12 protein-coding genes are annotated in these 15,572 nt (G+C 66.8%); 7 read left to right on the top strand and 5 right to left on the bottom strand.

Annotation, left to right across the window (positions count from 1 at the left end; translation table 11 throughout):
* Window positions 1-35: 35 nt before the first annotated feature.
* Entirely contained in the window at window positions 36-2,786 is a 2,751-nt protein-coding gene (locus ASD47_RS16040; RefSeq protein ID WP_056758670.1) for a TonB-dependent receptor, read from the bottom strand.
* Window positions 2,787-3,277: 491 nt separating this feature from the next.
* Here ASD47_RS16040 and ASD47_RS16035 point away from each other — a divergent pair, with 491 nt between their 5' ends.
* The 3 genes from ASD47_RS16035 (at window position 3,278) to ASD47_RS16025 (ending at window position 6,747) form a co-directional block, all read left to right on the top strand.
* Window positions 3,278-4,561 (top strand): HlyC/CorC family transporter, encoded by a 1,284-nt coding sequence (locus ASD47_RS16035; protein WP_156402288.1) that lies wholly within the window; start codon window positions 3,278-3,280, stop codon window positions 4,559-4,561.
* Window positions 4,562-4,740: 179 nt separating this feature from the next.
* Window positions 4,741-6,375, top strand: coding sequence for an HWE histidine kinase domain-containing protein (locus ASD47_RS16030; protein ID WP_235525902.1), 1,635 nt, complete (start codon window positions 4,741-4,743; stop codon window positions 6,373-6,375).
* A 3-nt stretch (window positions 6,376-6,378) separates the two neighbouring features.
* On the top strand, window positions 6,379-6,747 hold the full coding sequence (locus ASD47_RS16025) for a response regulator (protein ID WP_056758662.1): 369 nt from the start codon (window positions 6,379-6,381) through the stop codon (window positions 6,745-6,747).
* A 130-nt stretch (window positions 6,748-6,877) separates the two neighbouring features.
* On the opposite strand, the gene ASD47_RS16020 is transcribed toward ASD47_RS16025, so the two are convergent.
* On the bottom strand, window positions 6,878-9,859 hold the full coding sequence (locus ASD47_RS16020; protein WP_082564642.1) for a TonB-dependent siderophore receptor: 2,982 nt from the start codon (window positions 9,857-9,859) through the stop codon (window positions 6,878-6,880).
* Window positions 9,860-10,256: 397 nt separating this feature from the next.
* On the opposite strand from ASD47_RS16020, the gene ASD47_RS16015 reads away from it, so the two are divergent.
* Window positions 10,257-12,239, top strand: coding sequence for a S9 family peptidase (locus tag ASD47_RS16015; protein ID WP_162251659.1), 1,983 nt, complete (start codon window positions 10,257-10,259; stop codon window positions 12,237-12,239).
* Window positions 12,240-12,304: 65 nt separating this feature from the next.
* Here ASD47_RS16015 and cdd read toward each other — a convergent pair whose 3' ends face one another.
* Together cdd and ASD47_RS16005 are read right to left on the bottom strand one after the other, a co-directional pair.
* Window positions 12,305-12,748 (bottom strand): cytidine deaminase, encoded by a 444-nt coding sequence (cdd, locus tag ASD47_RS16010; RefSeq protein ID WP_056758653.1) that lies wholly within the window; start codon window positions 12,746-12,748, stop codon window positions 12,305-12,307.
* Window positions 12,749-12,851: 103 nt separating this feature from the next.
* The gene (locus ASD47_RS16005) at window positions 12,852-13,124 is read right to left on the bottom strand and encodes a BolA family transcriptional regulator (protein WP_056758650.1); all 273 of its coding nucleotides are present in this window, start codon (window positions 13,122-13,124) and stop codon (window positions 12,852-12,854) included.
* A 58-nt stretch (window positions 13,125-13,182) separates the two neighbouring features.
* Between ASD47_RS16005 and ASD47_RS16000 the strand changes: the two genes are divergently transcribed.
* Window positions 13,183-13,833 carry a J domain-containing protein gene (locus ASD47_RS16000; protein ID WP_056758647.1) on the top strand — a complete coding sequence of 217 codons (651 nt, stop codon included), beginning with the start codon at window positions 13,183-13,185 and terminating at the stop codon, window positions 13,831-13,833.
* 90 nt (window positions 13,834-13,923) lie between these two features.
* Complete coding sequence (locus ASD47_RS15995; RefSeq protein ID WP_156402267.1) at window positions 13,924-14,223, top strand: GIY-YIG nuclease family protein; 300 nt, start codon at window positions 13,924-13,926, stop codon at window positions 14,221-14,223.
* Here the strand turns inward: ASD47_RS15995 and ASD47_RS15990 are convergent.
* A complete protein-coding gene (locus ASD47_RS15990; protein ID WP_310033635.1) occupies window positions 14,196-14,945 on the bottom strand; it encodes a phosphatase PAP2 family protein in 750 nt (249 codons plus the stop codon). The genes ASD47_RS15995 and ASD47_RS15990 overlap by 28 nt on opposite strands.
* Before the next feature lie 233 nt (window positions 14,946-15,178).
* On the opposite strand from ASD47_RS15990, the gene ASD47_RS15985 reads away from it, so the two are divergent.
* Window positions 15,179-15,571, top strand: a complete 393-nt coding sequence (locus ASD47_RS15985) for an RcnB family protein (RefSeq protein ID WP_056758643.1) — start codon at window positions 15,179-15,181, stop codon at window positions 15,569-15,571.
* The last annotated feature ends 1 nt before the right edge of the window (window position 15,572 follow it).

Here is a 15,572-nt window from a genome sequence, read left to right as displayed (position 1 = left end):
GGGATCCCGGCCGCGGACGGCCGGGATCCGCGGGATCAGTAGGCGTATTTCAGGGTCAGCAGGCTGGTCCGGCCCGAGTCCACCACGTCGGAAAGCGCCAGGCTGTGCTGGCCGATGTGGGACCAGTAGCTTTCGTCCTTCAGCAGGTTGGCGACCGACAGGTCCAGCTTCACGCCGTTGTCGAAGGCGTAGCCGACATGCAGGTCGACGCTGCGCATGGGCCGAACCCACAGGTTGTCCCACTCTCCCGCCTGGTCCAGCACATCGTAGTCGGCCACATAGGCGCCGGTGTAGTGGTAGATCACGTCGAAGCTGAAGCCGCCCTTCTGGTACAAGAGCTGGGCGTCGGCCAGCCAGCCCGGCGCGTTCTGGATGCGGTTGTCGACGCCGTCGCCCAGGTCGACGCTGGTCCATTGGCGCGTGACGTTCAGGCCCGCCCCCAGGCCGCCCAGCAGGCCCGGCAGATCCGAGAACTTCTGTCGCAGCTGAAGTTCGAGGCCATAGACGTCGCCGTCACCACCGTTGGTGGGCTGGTTGGTGGTGACCTTGCCCTCGGTCAGGGTGTCGGAGTTCACCGGGCTGGAGCCGTTGTCGTACAGATAGTCCGACAGGTGCTTGTAGAAGCCGCCGACCATCGCGTAGCCGCCCTTGGTGTTGCTCCACTCGCCCGACAGATCCAGGTTGATCGCCTTGATCGGCTTCAGGTCGGGATTGCCCTTGGTGATCGTGACATTGCCGTCGTCGCTGACCTGGCGGCGCTCGCCGCCGGCCAGCTGGATGAAGGCCGGACGGGTGTAGGAGGTCCAGACCGAGCCGCGATAGACCGCCGCGTCGCTGGGCCGCCAGGTCAGGAACAGGCTGGGCAGCACCTCGTCATAGGTGGTGTCGCTCTTGGCCCAGTTCCCGGTCTGCTGGCCGGCGCTGGTGGTCGGGATCGCCCAGTAGGTGTTGTCGATCTTGGTGTGCTCGTAGCGCAGGCCCGGGATGACCTCGACATCGCCGAACTGGTAGTCGGCCATGGCGTAGAGCGAGGCCACCGCCTCGTCGCCCTTCTGGGTGTTGCAGTTGAAGTTGTTGACCGCGTTCGAGCCGCAGGTGTCGAAGCTGGCGTCGGTCTTGTACTTGTTGAAGTACTCGAACAGCTTGTCCTGGCTGACCTTCGGCACCCGCCAGCCATACTCGCCCGGATAGATGTGGTCGTAATAGCCGGTGGTCAGGCCCAGGCTGTCCCAGGTCAGGCCGCCCTGGCCGATCAGGTTGGCGAAGTGGTCGTTGGTCCAGTCGCGGTTGGTGACCCGGCGGTGGCTGTCGACATATTTGCCGCCCAGCTTCACCCACTGCAGCGCGCCGTCCTCGAAGACCCGCTTGGCGTCGAACTTGAAGCCGTACTTTTGCTGGCCGCTGTACTGCTCTGTCAGCTGGCCGGCGCGGCGCGCCAGCAAGGCGGAGCCGGCGTTGTTCAGGTCGTTGTAGATGTCTGGGGTGAGCAGCGGCCGGGGCAGGTCGTCGGTATAGCTCATCGACAGCCCGCCCAGCGGCCGGTTGGAGCCGTTGTTGAACCGGTCGCTCTGGTTGATGCGCGCCGAGGCCTCGATATGGTTGGGCCGGTCGTTGTCGCCCTCGCTGTAGAACAGCTGCGGCGACAGGGTCCAGGCGCCCAGGGTCTTGTCGCCGCCGAACTGCAGCGTGCCCAGGTCGGCCTTCTCGGGGTTGGTCTCGTACCAGACCCGGGTCGAGATCGCGTCGACGCTGAGGGCGTAGCGCCCAGAGCCGGGGACGGCCTCCTTGTAGCTCTTGGCGGCGCTCACATACTGGCTGAGCGTCGAGTTCTGCTGGGTCTTGGCGTAGGCGTAGGAGCCGCGCAGATAGACGTCCAGCGTGTCGTCCGGGCGCCAGTCGGCGGTGAAGTTGCCGCCCCAGCGGGCGGTGTAGCCGTTGGAGACCCCGAAGTTGGCGCCGGTCTGGGTGATGTTCTGCTCCGGATCCAGGCCGGGATAGCTGTTCCCATCCTTGTCCTTGACCAGGAAGCCCCAGCCGCCGTCGTTGCGGGCGGCCATGACGCCGGCCATCTCGCTGTTGGCGTAGTTGCGCTTGTCGTAGAAGGCGCTGGCATAGACGCCGAAGGTCTGGTCGGCCCCGAACTTCCGGGCCCATTCGCCCGACAGGCCGCCGCCCAGGCCCTTGTCGCCATAGTCGCGGGCGCGGCTCTCGACCCGGCCCGAGACCGTGATCGAGCCCTGGACGTCGTCGTGGTAGTCAAAGGCCGAGGGCGTGCGGAAATCGACCGTGCCGCCGATCGCGTCGCCGTCCATGTCGGCGGTCGAGGTCTTGTTCAGCAGGATGGTGTGCAGGCCGGACGGCGGCAGCAGGCTCAGCTGGACCTGGCGGCTGTAGGGCATGCCCTGGGCGACGGTCACGCCGTTGATCATGTTGACGTTGAACTCGGCGTTCAGGCCGCGGATCGACACGAACATGCCCTCGCCGCGCGAGGCGCCGTCGATGCCGCCGAAGAACGACGAGCCGGTGTTCATCACATTGACGCTGGGCATCATGCCCAGGGCCTCGGCGACGTTGTGGACCGCGGTGTGCTCCAGATCCTCGGCCGACAGGATCGCCACCGGCGTCAGGGCGTTCATCTGGGCCTTGGCCGCGTCGTTGCGCTTGGCGACGATGACCAGGGAGTCGACGGTCGTGGGGTCGCCGGCGTCGGCCGCGGGTTCGGTTGTCGGCTCGGCCGCCCAAGCCTGGCCCGCCATGAAGGCCGCCGTCGCCATGGCCCCGGCCATCAGCGCGCGTCTGCGCGTTCCAGCCCGGCCCGCGCGCCTGGACGCGGCGCCTGTGTCGATGATCCGGTGCAATGGCCCCTCCTGCGAATGAAATCGGGGGAGGCCATGACATGGCTATGTGACATTTTTCTCGTAAATCCACAAAGATATTGCTTAAATCTGGAGTAATCTCACCAAATGGTCGACATATCCACAAAATGGCCTCGACCTGTGATCAAAGCCCTGGCGCAGGGCGGCGTCGCCCAGGCGGGGAAGGTTTCACGCCGGAGGCCGCGCACCAGCGGATCGACCTTCAGCGCCGCGGGCGAAAACCTCGTCCTTCGACGAGCTCAGGATGAGGTTTTCCTGCTGCCGGGGCCTGTAAATGGTCCTCATCCTGAGCTTGTCGAAGGACGAGGACCACGCGCGGCCTTGCAAGGTCGATCCGCATCGGGCCCGCCGCCCCATGCCATCTCCCCCTCGCCGCCGGCCCGGCGTACAACCCTTCCATGATCCTGACCGCCATCCTCGGCCTCGCGCCGATCGTTATCGTCCTGCTGGCCCTGTCGGCGCTGTTCTCGGCCGCCGAGACCTCGCTGACCGCCGCCTCGCGGGCCCGCATGCACCAGCTGGAACGCGAGGGCGACCGACCGGCCAAGCGGGTCAACACGCTGCTGGCCGACCAGGAGACGATGATCGGGGCGGTGCTGCTGGGCAACAACCTGATCAACATCCTGGCCTCGGCCCTGACGACCCAGGTGCTGACCGCCGCCATCCCGGGCCCGTGGGGCGTGGCGGCGGCGACCGGGGCGATGACCGTGCTGGTCCTGGTGTTCGCCGAGGTTCTGCCCAAGACCCTGGCGATCCTGAAGTCTGACGACGTGGCCCGCTTCCTGTCGGGGCCCACCCTGCTGGTGGTGCGCCTGTTCGGACCGATCATCTACGCCATCCAGTGGGTGGTGCGCCGTACGCTGCGACTGTTCGGCGTCAAGCTGACCATGGAGGTCGACGTCCTGGCCGCCCACGAGGAGATCCGCGGCGCGGTCGAGTACCACCACTCCGAAGGCGGGGTCGAAAGCGGCGACCGGCGGATGCTGGGCGGGGTGCTGGACCTGTCGGACATGGACGTCTCGGAGATCATGGTCCACCGCAAGTCGATCACCCTGATCGACGCCGACCTGCCGATCCGCGAGCTGGTGGCCGAGGCGCTGGAGGCCCAGCACACCCGCATCCCCCTCTATCGCGACAACGCCGACAACATCGTCGGCGTGCTGCACGCCCGCGACCTGCTGCGGGCCCTGGCCGCCGCCAACGGCGCGATCGACGACATAGACGTGGCCTCGATTCAGCGCGAGCCGTGGTTCATCCCCGACACCACCAACCTGAAGGACCAGCTGAACGCCTTCCTCAAGCGGCGCAGCCACTTCGCCCTGGTGGTCGACGAGTACGGGGCGCTGCAGGGGCTGGTGACTCTGGAGGACATCCTCGAGGAGATCGTGGGCGAGATCGAGGACGAGCACGACACCAAGGTCGAGGGCCTTCGTCCGCAGGCGGACGGCTCGGTGCACGTCGACGGCCACGTCACCGTGCGCGACCTCAACCGGGCCATGGACTGGCGCCTGCCGGAAGGCGAGGCGGTGACCATCGCCGGCCTGGTGATCCACGAGGCCCAGACCATTCCCGAGCCCGGCCAGATCTTCATCTTCCACCACCACCGCTTCCAGGTGCTGCGCCGCCAGCGCAACCAGATCACCGGCCTGCGGATCAGCGGACGGCTGGACGAGAGCGTCCGCTGAGCGCCTTGCGTCGCATACTCGACTCAACGGCCTGATTTTCGCCGATCTGCCCGATGATTTGCCGCACGGGCGGGTTGAGGGCGGGCGGTTCCCAGCGCACTATGGCGTCCTGCGGAACCATCACTGTGGCGATGCGTTTGTGATCGCGCTCGAGAAAACGAGCACCGGGGCGAGTGGGGGTGAACAGCTTGGCCAAGGCGACCAGTCGCGCCGAGGAGGACGAGGGCGAGGACCTTGTCGCACGCCTCGCCGCGGCCGAAGAGGCCCTGGCCGAAGAGGTGCGCCGCTCGCGCGCCCTCAACCGCATCGCCGAGGCCATCGGAGCCGGCCATGACGCCGAGACCCTGGTCCAGACGGTGGTCGACGGCGGGGTCGAGCTGACCGGCGCCCAGTTCGGCGCGTTCTTCTACAAGATCACGGACCAGGCCGGCGAGAGCTTCATGCTCTACAGCCTGTCGGGCGCGCCGCGCTCGGCCTTCGAAGCCTTTCCGACGCCGCGCAGCACCGCCGTCTTCGCCCCCACCTTCAAGGGCCAGGGCGTGGTGCGGTCGGACGACATCACCCGCGACCCGCGCTACGGCCGCGACCCGCCCCATCACGGCATGCCCGAAGGCCACCTGCCCGTCCGCAGCTACCTGGCCGTGCCGGTGGTCACCCGCGCCGGGGTCGTGCTGGGCGGACTGTTCTTCGGCCATCCGCAGGCGGGGCGCTTCGGGCCGCGCGCCGAGAGCCTGGTGGTCGGCCTGGCCGGACAGGCGGCGGTGGCGATCGAGTCCGTGCGGACCCACGAGGCCGCCCATGCCGAGCTGGCCCAGCGTCGCGACGCCGAAGAGCGCCTGAAGTTCGCCCTGGACGCCGGCCGCCTGGGCTCGTGGGAGCTGGACGTCGAGACCCGCGCCTATCTGGCCTCGGATATCTGCAAGGCCAATTACGGCCGCGCCCCCGGCGACGACTTCGGGTTCGCCGACCTGGTCGCCTCGGTGCATCCCGACGACCGTCCACGGATGATCGCCGCCATCGAGGACGCCATCCGCCACGGGGCCGACTACGACATCGAGTACCGGGTCTGCACGCCGGGCGGAGAGGTCCGCTGGGTGCACGCCCGGGGACGGGCCGCCCAGACCGCCGATCACGGCGGCGCCCGGCGGATGGCGGGCGTGTCGCTGGACGTCACCGAGCGCAAGCGCGCCGAGGAGCGGCAGAAGCTGCTGGTCAACGAGCTGAACCACCGCGTGAAGAACACCCTGGTCTCGGTGCAGTCGATCGCCAGCCAGACCCTGCGCACTACCGACACGCCCGAGGCGTTCCGCGACGCCTTCGAGGGGCGGATCATGGCCCTGTCGCACACCCACGACCTGCTGACCCAGCAGAACTGGCAAGGCGCCAGCCTGCGCGAGATCTTCGATTTCGAGCTGGAGGCCTTCGCCGCCCGCGATCGCATCGCCTTCGACTACGCCCGCGACGTCCAGCTGAGCCCCAAGGCGACGGTGGCTCTGGGCATGGCGATCCATGAACTGACGACCAACGCCCTGAAATACGGCGCGCTGTCGGTTCCCGGCGGCGGAGTCCGAGTGGCCTGGGGGGCCGAGCCGGGCGGGCCGGAATCGAGCGGACCGGAGTCCGGGCCGCACCTGCGCCTGACCTGGACCGAGCACGGCGGCCCGCCGGTCGTGGCGCCCCGTCGGCACGGGTTCGGCGCGCGCCTGCTGGAAAAGGGTCTGGCGGGAGAACTGTCCGCACAAGTCGCACTGGCCTATGATAGCCTAGGCCTCGTATGCACCATGCGGTTGCCGATCCGTGCTCTGGAGCCCTGAACCATGAAGACCCTCGCCGCCCTTAAGGTCTTGGTCGTCGAAGACGAGGCGCTGGTCTCCATGTTGGTGGAGGACATGCTCAGCGACCTCGGCTGCGTGGTCGTCGGTCCCGCGGCCGAGCTGGACGAGGCGCTGCGCCTGGCCGGCGAGGCCGACATCGACGCCGCCCTGCTGGACGTCAACCTGGGCGGCCGCCCGATCTTCCCCGTCGCCGACGCCCTGAAGGCGCGCGGCGTGCCGTTCGCCTTCGCCAGCGGCTACGGCGAGGCCGGCCTGTCGGAAGGCCACAAGGGCGCGACCGTGCTGCAGAAGCCGTTCCGCGAAGCCGACCTGCGCAAGGTCCTGGAAGGCTTGGCGGCGCAGAGCGTCTGAGCGCCCGAACGCCTTCAGCGACAAGATCCAAACAAAAAGAGCGGCGGGACACATCCCGCCGCTCTTCTTTTTGCCTGGAGGATCGCCTTGACTGATGTCGCCGGCGGACCGGCGACATCAGTCTTGGACGCTACCAGCGCTTGGTGACTTCGAACATCACCCGACGACCGCGCAGGTCATAGGCGTTCAGGGCCGAGGTCCCGATGCGGAACTGGCCCGACGACTGGGCCGGCGGCAGTTCGTCGAAGAGGTTCAGCACGCCGGCCTGCAGGGTCAGCTTGTCGAACTTCTTGCGCACGGTCAGCGAGTGGTAGGCCGTGAACTCGGTGTACTGCTTGTAGTACAGGTTGCGGCCGTACTTGGTGCTGGCGTGGATATCGCCGCCGTCGATCAGTTCGGTGTCCGAAGCCTTGCCGTACATGTCGACGGCCCAGTTCACGGTCCAGTCGTCGTGATCGAAGCGCGCGTTGATCACGCCGGTGAAGTCCGGCTCGGTGGTTTCGCCGTTGTGATCGTCAGGCTCGCCGCCTTCCAGCAGGTTGGTCACGTCCTTGAACTGCCAGGTGAACTGACCGTCCACCGTCAGCTTGCCAGCGGTGAATTCGTGCTGGTAGCGGGCGTTGAAGTCCAGGCCGCGGTTCTTCTGGCTGGCGACGTTCAGATAGTTGTCGTTGATGATCGTGATGTCGTGGCTGGCGGCGTCGCGCGTGAACAGGGTGCAGAAGTCGTTCGGGAAGGTGGTCCCGCCGTAGCACGCGTTCAGGATGTTCTGGGACCCGAACGCCGCCACCTCGTTGTTCACGGTGATGTCGAAGTAGTCCAGCGCCAGGCTCAGGTCCATGAAGCTGGGGGTCCAGATCACGCCGAAGGTCTTGGCCTTGGAAGTTTCCGCCTCCAGTCGTCCGATGCCGCCGCCGGTGCTGACCAGGGGCGTCGAGGGGGAGACGTAGCCTTGCGGAACGCCAACGGCGGCGCAATTGGTCTGGATACGAGCGTTGCTCGACTCCTCCCACTTCTCGCAGGGATCGCGGCCGTTGAAGAACGAGGTCTGGTCGGCCAGGTACAGTTCGTACAGCGCCGGGGCGCGGAACGAGGTGCCGTACGACGAGCGGACGCGGAAGGCCGACGACAGCTGCCAGTTCAGGCCGAGCTTGTAGGTCTGGTCCGAACCGTAGCTCTTGTAGTCGGTGTAACGGCCGGACAGGCTCAGATCCAGCTTTTCGACCATCGGCAGGTCCTTTAAGACCGGGATGGCCAGTTCGCCGTAGACTTCCTTGACGTCGTCGCTACCCTTCGTGCGGCCTGCGGTGCTGTAGCCCCAGTAGTTGGCGTTCTGGGCGTTGTAGCCGGGGGTGTCGTCCAGCTTGTCCTTGCGATAGGTCACGCCGAACGCCGCGCCCACAGGGCCGGCCGGCAGGGTGAACAGGTCGCCGCTGATCGAACCTTCGAACGAGTACTGCGTGTACTTGGTCGAGCCGGTTTCCTGACCGATCAGGAACGCCTTCTGGGCCGGGGTGAGGTTGCCGGCCAGCATGTTCTGGCTGAAGTAGTCGATGTCCATGCAGTTGCCACCAGAGATGGTGATGGCGGCCTGCTCGCAACCCAGACCGCTGTCGCCGGTGGTGGCGTAGACGCGGTCGGCGTAGATGAAGTCGCTGGTGTATTTGGCGTCGGACTTGCCGTACTGGCCGTAGACGTCCCAGTCCCAGTTGTTTAGGAAGCCGCCGCCGTTGATCGTGCCCTTCAGGCCGCCGACGAAGCGACCGTAGTCGATCGTTTCACGCTGGAAGTGCGGCAGCAGAATCAGCGGGATCGCATCGCCCGCCGGAGGGGGGTCGTCCTCCGTGCGCATGCCACGCGGGATTTTCGGGCCGACCGGGAGGCCGAGAGCCGTGGCGGCGGCGCGCAAGCCATCGGCCACGCTGTTGTTCGGGTTATTTTCCGACACCGTCTCGAACAGGTACATAATGCTCGTGCCCGACGACTTGCGGCGGTTCAGCAGCAGTTCGCCGTAGGCCTCGACGTTCGGGGTAACGTCGTAGCTGCCGGTCACATAGATCGTGCCGCGCTTGATTGGCGAGATCGCATCGGAGTTCTGGTAGGCGGCGTTATCATAGTTGGCGTAGGAATAGGTCGCCGGCTGGCCGGCCCGCGCCGCACGCACGTAATTCGGCAGAGCGCCGCGGAGTCCTAGAGCCGCCGTCGGATAGCCGCCATTAGGAGCATTGGCGAGGGTCGGATCCCACTGGAAGATGCCGCCGAAATTGTAAGCCGCCTGGAAGCTGTTGTTGATGGCATTGAAGCACTTATATTTTCCGGTCTTCGAGTCCAGATAATCGACCCGATCGCCCGTGTCGGCATCGAAGACATAATCTTCGGCGCAGGAGGTATACTTGCGATCCTTGACCTTCAGGGCCTTCTGCTCGTTGTAATCGACGCTGAGGTTGACGTAGCCCTTGTCGAACACCTTACCGGCGGTGCCCGATAGACGGTAGATCTCGCCTTCGCCGCGCGTCGGGACCGAGCCGTAAGCGTTCAGCTCAACGCCGTCGAAGTCCTTCTTGGTCATGATGTTGACGACGCCGGCGACGGCGTCCGAGCCGTAGATCGACGAGGCGCCATCCTTGAGGATTTCGGTGCGGTCGATGATCGACGATGGCAGGACGTTCAGGTCGACGGGACCGACCGTGCCGCCCTGGCCGGCCGGCGCCAGGCGGCGGCCGTTCAGCAGCACCAGGGTGCGGTTGGCGCCCAGGCCGCGCAGCGAAATGGTGCTGACGTTCTCGCCGCCCGTGACGACGTAGCCGGTCAGCAGGTTGTTCGACTGGGCCGACCCGCTGGCCGCCGACGACCGCTGCAGGATGTCGCCGGTGTCGGCCAAGCCTTGCAGGGTGGACTGTTCGGAAGTGATCACCTGGATCGGCGAAGCGCTGGTGTATTCGGTGCGCTTGATGCGCGAACCGGTCACGACGAGCGCTTCGACTTCAGTGTCGGCCGGCGGGGCCTTGGCGGTCGAGGCGGCGTCCTGGGCCAGGGCGCTCACGGGCGCGACAGCCAAGGCGACGACACCCGCCAGGATTGAAGTGGTGAGCAATAGCTTACGGTCGAGCATAAGGTCCCCTGCCTTTTAAGCGCGCTAGGGGACGATCAAAAAATTGCGCCGCCCCCGATTGCAGCGAACGCTATTCACCTTCGAAGGCCGGCTCAATGATAAGAAGCTGTTTGGAAAACTTATGGCGACCGGCGTTACAATCTGGTCACAGTATCGCCACTAAGGGACCACGGCGCCGCTTTCACCAGCGCCTTGAACACCTATGACGGGTTGGAGTCAGCTCCAAACCGGCTAGGCTGCGCTGTCGGGCGCCTTGAACTCGTCGTCGACCGTGTCGGGAGTGGGGCCGACGCGTAGTAAGTTCGCTCTTACAAATAGCAATGTTTATCCAACGCGGGGATTCGAAGCAAAAATGCTCTTACGCAATCTTGGATTGTGCGCCAGCGTCGCCTTGGCCTTGACGACCGCTCCCGCGCTGGCCCAGGCTCCGGCCACGGCGCCGACCGCCCATGACTTCGCCCGCAACGCCCAGGTCGACGACGTCAGCATCTCGCCAGACGGCAAGCACATCGCCGGCCTGGTTTCGCAGGACGGGGTGACCAAGGTCATCGCCATCTGGGAAACCGCCAATCCCGACAAGGCGCCGACCATCCTGGGCGCCTCCAAGATGCAGCTGATGGCGGTGAATTTCGTCAAGGACGACCGACTGGCGGTCGTTGCCCAGCAGTTGTGGACCTTCGGGTCCACCAAGGCCCACCTGCAGAAGGTCTACATCACCGACCTGCAGGGCTCGAAATGGACCTCGGCCCTGCCGGAGAACCGGGGCAAGAGCGACTACGAGGAGCTGATGCAGGCCATCAGCAACCCGTCGATCCTGAGCCGGCTGCCCAACGACCCCAAGCACATCCTGGTGCTCAACACCGGCGCCAACGGCGCGGGCGACGTCTACAAGGTCGATCTCTACGACGGCGGCGCCGATCGCGTGACCCGCGGCTCGGAACGGTTCGGCGGGCTGGAGCCAGACCACACCGGCGAGCTGCGCGCCCGCCAGAAGGTCGATTTCGACAACGGCAAGGTCTATGTCGCCCAGCAGATCCGCGACCCGAAGACCGGCGAATGGTCGGAACATTTCCGTTCCTACGCCAAGGACCGCAACCTGACCACGGTGGTCGGCTTCAGCGACGATCCCAACATCGTCTATGTCAGGGTTCGCCAGAACGGCGCCGACAAGACCGGGATCTACGAGTACGACGTCCAGCAGCGGAAGATCACCGAGCCGGCCTTCGAGATCAAACTGTTCGAGGCCGGCGGGCCGATCCTCGACGACGACGGCAAGGTGCTGGGCTTCAGCTACGGCGCCGAGACCGGCCGCGACTATTGGGTGGATCCGGTCCTGGCGGCCGCCGCCAAAAGCCTGCCCGCCGCCCTGGGGATCAAGACCACCACCCTGCAATGGACCGACCCGGCCGGCGGCGCCCCCCCGGCCAAGTTCAGCTATCCGGACGGCGCCGGCGTCCAGATCACCGATTGGTCCAAGGACAAGAAGTACATCCTGGTCCGCAAGTCCGGCCCGAACCTGCCGCCGGAATATTACCTGCTGACCGACGGCGGCAAGCTGACCTTGCTGGGCAAGTCGCGCCCGCAGATCAATCCCGCCGTCCTGGGCGAGTCGCGGCTGGTGCAGTACGCCGCCCGCGACGGCCTGATGATCCCCGCCTTCCTGCACACCCCGCCCAAGGACGTCTACGGCCCGGGCCCCTACCCGGCCATCGTCCTGCCGCACGGCGGCCCCTCGGCTCGCGACGAGCTGGACTGGGATCCTTCCGGCTGGACCAAGTATTTCACCGCGCGCGGCTATGTGGTGATCCAGCCGCAGTTCCGCGGGTCAGAGGGCTGGGGCTCCAGGCTGGCCCGGGCGGGCGACGCCCAGTGGGGCATGGCCATGCAGGACGACAACGACGACGCGGCCAAGTACCTGATCGACCAGAAGCTGGCTGCGCCGGACCGCATCGCCCTGTTCGGCTATTCGTATGGCGGCTACGCGGCCTTCGCCGCCGCCATTCGCCCCAACGGCCTCTACCAGTGTTCGATCGCCGGAGCCGGCGTGGCCGAGATCAAGCGTTTCCAGGGCGAGACCTACAACGACCGGTTCCTGCGCGAATATCAGCGGCCGACCATCGACGGCCTGGACCCCCTGCCCAACGCCAAGAACGTCTCGATCCCGATCTTCGTCTATCACGGCGATCGCGACCAGACGGTCGAGGTCGAGGAATCCCGCCGCTTCGTGGGCGCCCTCAAGGCGGCCGGCAAGACCTACAAGTACCTCGAGATCAAGGACATGGGGCACCAGTACACCTTCATGACCCCGGAGATGCTGGAAACCCAGCTGCTCGAGATCGAGAAGTACCTCAAAAGCGATTGCGGCCCCGGCGGCCTGTGATCGCCCCTCGGGCGTGATCTCCGAACGAAAGGGGCGGCCTGCGGGCCGCCCCTTTTTCGTGCGCCCTACGCTAGGTCCCGCGGGCCGAACGAGTCGGGCAGCAGGCTCCAGAACGGCGTGCGGCGAGTGGCCTTGCCGTCCTGGACCGAGACGATCTCGCAGGCGTCGGTGGCGAATTCGGCGATGCGCTGGCGGCAGGCGCCGCAGGGCTGGACCACGCCGTTGGAGCCGGCGGCGATCAGCACCCTGGCGATGCCGCGCCCGCCGGCCGTGACCATCGCCCCGATCGCCGTCTGCTCGGCGCAGGTGCCCGACGGATAGGCGGCGTTCTCGACATTGACCCCCAGGTGGGCGCGGCCGTCGGCGTCGATCACCGCGGCGGCGACCGTGAAGTTCGAGTAGCGGGCGTAGGACCGCGCCAGCAGGGCCGGCAAGGCGGCGGCCAGGGCGGCCTCGCTGTCCTCGTCCAGGAAGATCGGGATGGTGGGAGATGTCTCGGTTGCGCTCATGCCGGCCTCGTCGCCGGCGGATTCCGCGTCGTTGCGGGGTCGCGCCGGGCGGAGAGGCAATCAGTCGCGGGCCGCCCTGGCAAGCCCGTTTTCGCGCGTCGGATCACGCCTCGCCCGGAGCCTTGGCGACGATCGACAGGGCGTGCACCGGCCCCGCCATCTCCTCGGCCAGGGCCTGGAAGATCAGCCGCTGACGGGCCACCCGGGCCTTGCCCGCAAAGGCCTCGGCCTCGATCAGCAGGTTGAAGTGGCTCTCCCCGCCCTCGCGATGTCCGGCATGGCCGTGATGGCGGTCGCTGTCGTCGACGACCTCCAGCCGGGTGGGCGAAAAGGCGGCGGTCAGCTTGGCGACGATGGCGTCGGCGATAGCGCCCATGACGGTTCCTTGCTTGTCAATCCTTGAACGGAAATAGCGTCGGCTTACTCTAAGCGCCATGAGCGCCGACTTCGAATATCGCCCCAAGTTTTTCGACATCCGTGTCCGCCCCCCGAAATCGCCGGAGGAGGCGGCTCGGGAGAACGACGTCTACGCCCTGAAACCGGGCGAGGTGCGCTGCGACCACCCCGAGTGCCGCTCGGCCGCCACGGCCAAGGCGCCCAAGTCGCGCGACATGCCGGGCGTCTACTACAATTTCTGCCAGCGCCACGCGGCCGAGTACAACAAGAACTGGAACTTCTACGCCGGCATGAGCGAGGGCCAGATCCGCGCCGCGCAGGAAAAGGAGAAGATGACCGGGGGCCGTCCGACCTGGTCGATGAAGGCCGACGCCAATTCGCGCGAGGCCGCCGCCGCCGCCGCTCGCGACGCCCGCCACCTGAACGACCCGTTCGGCCTGTTCCGCGCCCAGCAGCGCAAGGCCGAATCGGCCGCCGCCGGCCGAGCCCTGGGCAAGCTGGAGCGCCAGGCCCTGGCGGACCTGGACCTGGAGGCCGACGCCGACGGCGCGGCGATCCGCGCCAAGTACAAGGACCTGCTCAAGCGCTGCCACCCCGACATGAACGGCGGCGACCGCAGCGCCGAGCACAAGCTCCAGCGGGTGATCAAGGCGTACAAGACGCTGCAGAAGTCGGGCCTGGCGAAGTAGGGGCTGGACTCAACCCCAAGTTCCCATAATGTTCCACTCATCCCGACGAAGGCCGAGACCCAAGCTGGGGCCTGGGAGCGGAGCGGGGTCTTGGCTTTCGTCACCTACATCATGGCCAGCAAGCCCTACGGCACGCTGTATACAGGCTCGACAGACAACATCTGGCGGCGCGTGGCCGAGCACCGCGCCATGGAAAATCCCTGTTTTACCCAGGAGTATGGCGTGACCCGGCTGGTCTGGGTCGAGCAGCACGAAAATCGCATCGACGCCTTCCGGCGCGAACGTCGCATCAAGGAATGGCGGCGCGCCTGGAAGATCCGCCTGATCGAGGAGATGAACCCAGGCTGGGTCGATCTGCTCGATCATTTGGGCGAGTCGTTCTCGTTCTGAAGGTCGGCTTGGGTCCCGGCCTTCGCCGGGATGAGTGGAGATTTGGGAAACCGCCGCTCCCACGCCCAGGCCGCCACCCAGCAGGCCATGGCCCAGGCCGCGCCCAGGCTCCAGCCGGCCAGGACGTCGCTGGTCCAGTGGACGCCCAGATAGATCCGCGACGCCCCGACCAGCAGGCTCAGCAGGACCGCCGCGCCCAGGGCCAGGGCCTTGACCCGTCGGCGCGGCGCGAACCGGGCCGCCAGGGCGCCCAGGGTCAGGAACACCACGGCCGACAGCATGGCGTGGCCGGACGGGAAGCTGGGATTGGCCGCCTCGACCGCGCGATAGACCAGCTCCGGCCGCTCGCGCCCGAACAGCTGCTTGAGGCCCTGGCTGATCGCCACCCCGCCGCCGGCCCCGACCAGCACCACCAGGGCCTCGCTCCAGCGCCGCAGGCTCAGCATCAGGGCCAGGGCCAGGACCACCACCAGGCCCAGCACGGTGATCGAGCCGAGCGCGGTGACGTCGGCCGCCGCAACGTGCAGCCATTTCGGCCCGATCAGGCTGTTGGGGTCGCCGGGCAGCCGCAGCGCCTTGAGCACGGCCAGGTCGAAGGCGGTCGTGTCGCCCTCGGCCACGTCGTCGGACAGCTCCAGGAAAGCCAGCGCGCCGCCGGCCAACACCAGCAGGGCCGCCACCGCACCCAGCTCGTTTCGCGCCGCGGTCAGCAGTCGCGGCAAATCGCGGCGAGGTTGAAAGAAGGAAAAGCGCCTCATGAATGAGACAACGCGCAAAGGTCGGTTTCGCACCGTCCAGTATTCTCAAGGTCGGGCGAAATGTTTCCACTCGGAAACACGATGAACCATTCCTGACCAGCGCCGTTCATGTCCGGTCCAAACCCCATTCGCTAGTGTCGGACTATCGAAAGAGGTTCGGCGGTGTCGGACCGCCACCAACAGGAAAGGACCTCGTTATGAAGCGTCTGATCATCACCACCCTGGCCGCCACCCTGCTGGCCGGCACGGCCCTGTCGGGCACGGCCATGGCCGCCGGACAACGCTATGACGACCACGACCGCGGCCGCTACGACCAGCGCCACGACGACCGCTACGATCGCCATGACCGCCGCGACTACGGCCACAGCCGCCGGGAAGCCGCCCACGAGCGCCGCGACTATCGTCGCTGGGAACGCGGCCAGCGCCTGGACGCCCGCTATCGCGACAACCGCTACTATGTCAGCGACTGGCGCCGCCACGGCCTGCGCGCCCCGCCCCGCGGCTATCGCTGGCAGCGCGTGGATAACAACTACATCCTGGCCGCCGTGGCCACCGGCCTGATCGCCTCGGTGATCATCGCCAACAACTAGG

The sequence above is a fragment of the Caulobacter sp. Root1472 genome, from assembly GCF_001426985.1.
Taxonomy (GTDB): Bacteria; Pseudomonadota; Alphaproteobacteria; order Caulobacterales; family Caulobacteraceae; genus Caulobacter; species Caulobacter rhizosphaerae.
Note: the sequence above shows the minus strand (reverse complement) of the source record. Positions and strands in the feature narration are given on the sequence as shown.

Excerpts from the sequence above, each read along its gene's own strand:
- ASD47_RS16040 (WP_056758670.1), bottom strand. The coding sequence starts at position 2,786 with ATGGCCGGGGCCATGGCGACGGCGGCCTTCATGGCGGGCCAGGCTTGG.
- ASD47_RS16025 (WP_056758662.1), top strand. The coding sequence starts at position 6,379 with ATGAAGACCCTCGCCGCCCTTAAGGTCTTGGTCGTCGAAGACGAGGCG.
- ASD47_RS16020 (WP_082564642.1), bottom strand. The coding sequence starts at position 9,859 with ATGCTCGACCGTAAGCTATTGCTCACCACTTCAATCCTGGCGGGTGTC.
- cdd (WP_056758653.1), bottom strand. The coding sequence starts at position 12,748 with ATGAGCGCAACCGAGACATCTCCCACCATCCCGATCTTCCTGGACGAG.
- ASD47_RS16005 (WP_056758650.1), bottom strand. The coding sequence starts at position 13,124 with ATGGGCGCTATCGCCGACGCCATCGTCGCCAAGCTGACCGCCGCCTTT.
- ASD47_RS16000 (WP_056758647.1), top strand. The coding sequence starts at position 13,183 with ATGAGCGCCGACTTCGAATATCGCCCCAAGTTTTTCGACATCCGTGTC.
- ASD47_RS15985 (WP_056758643.1), top strand. The coding sequence starts at position 15,179 with ATGAAGCGTCTGATCATCACCACCCTGGCCGCCACCCTGCTGGCCGGC.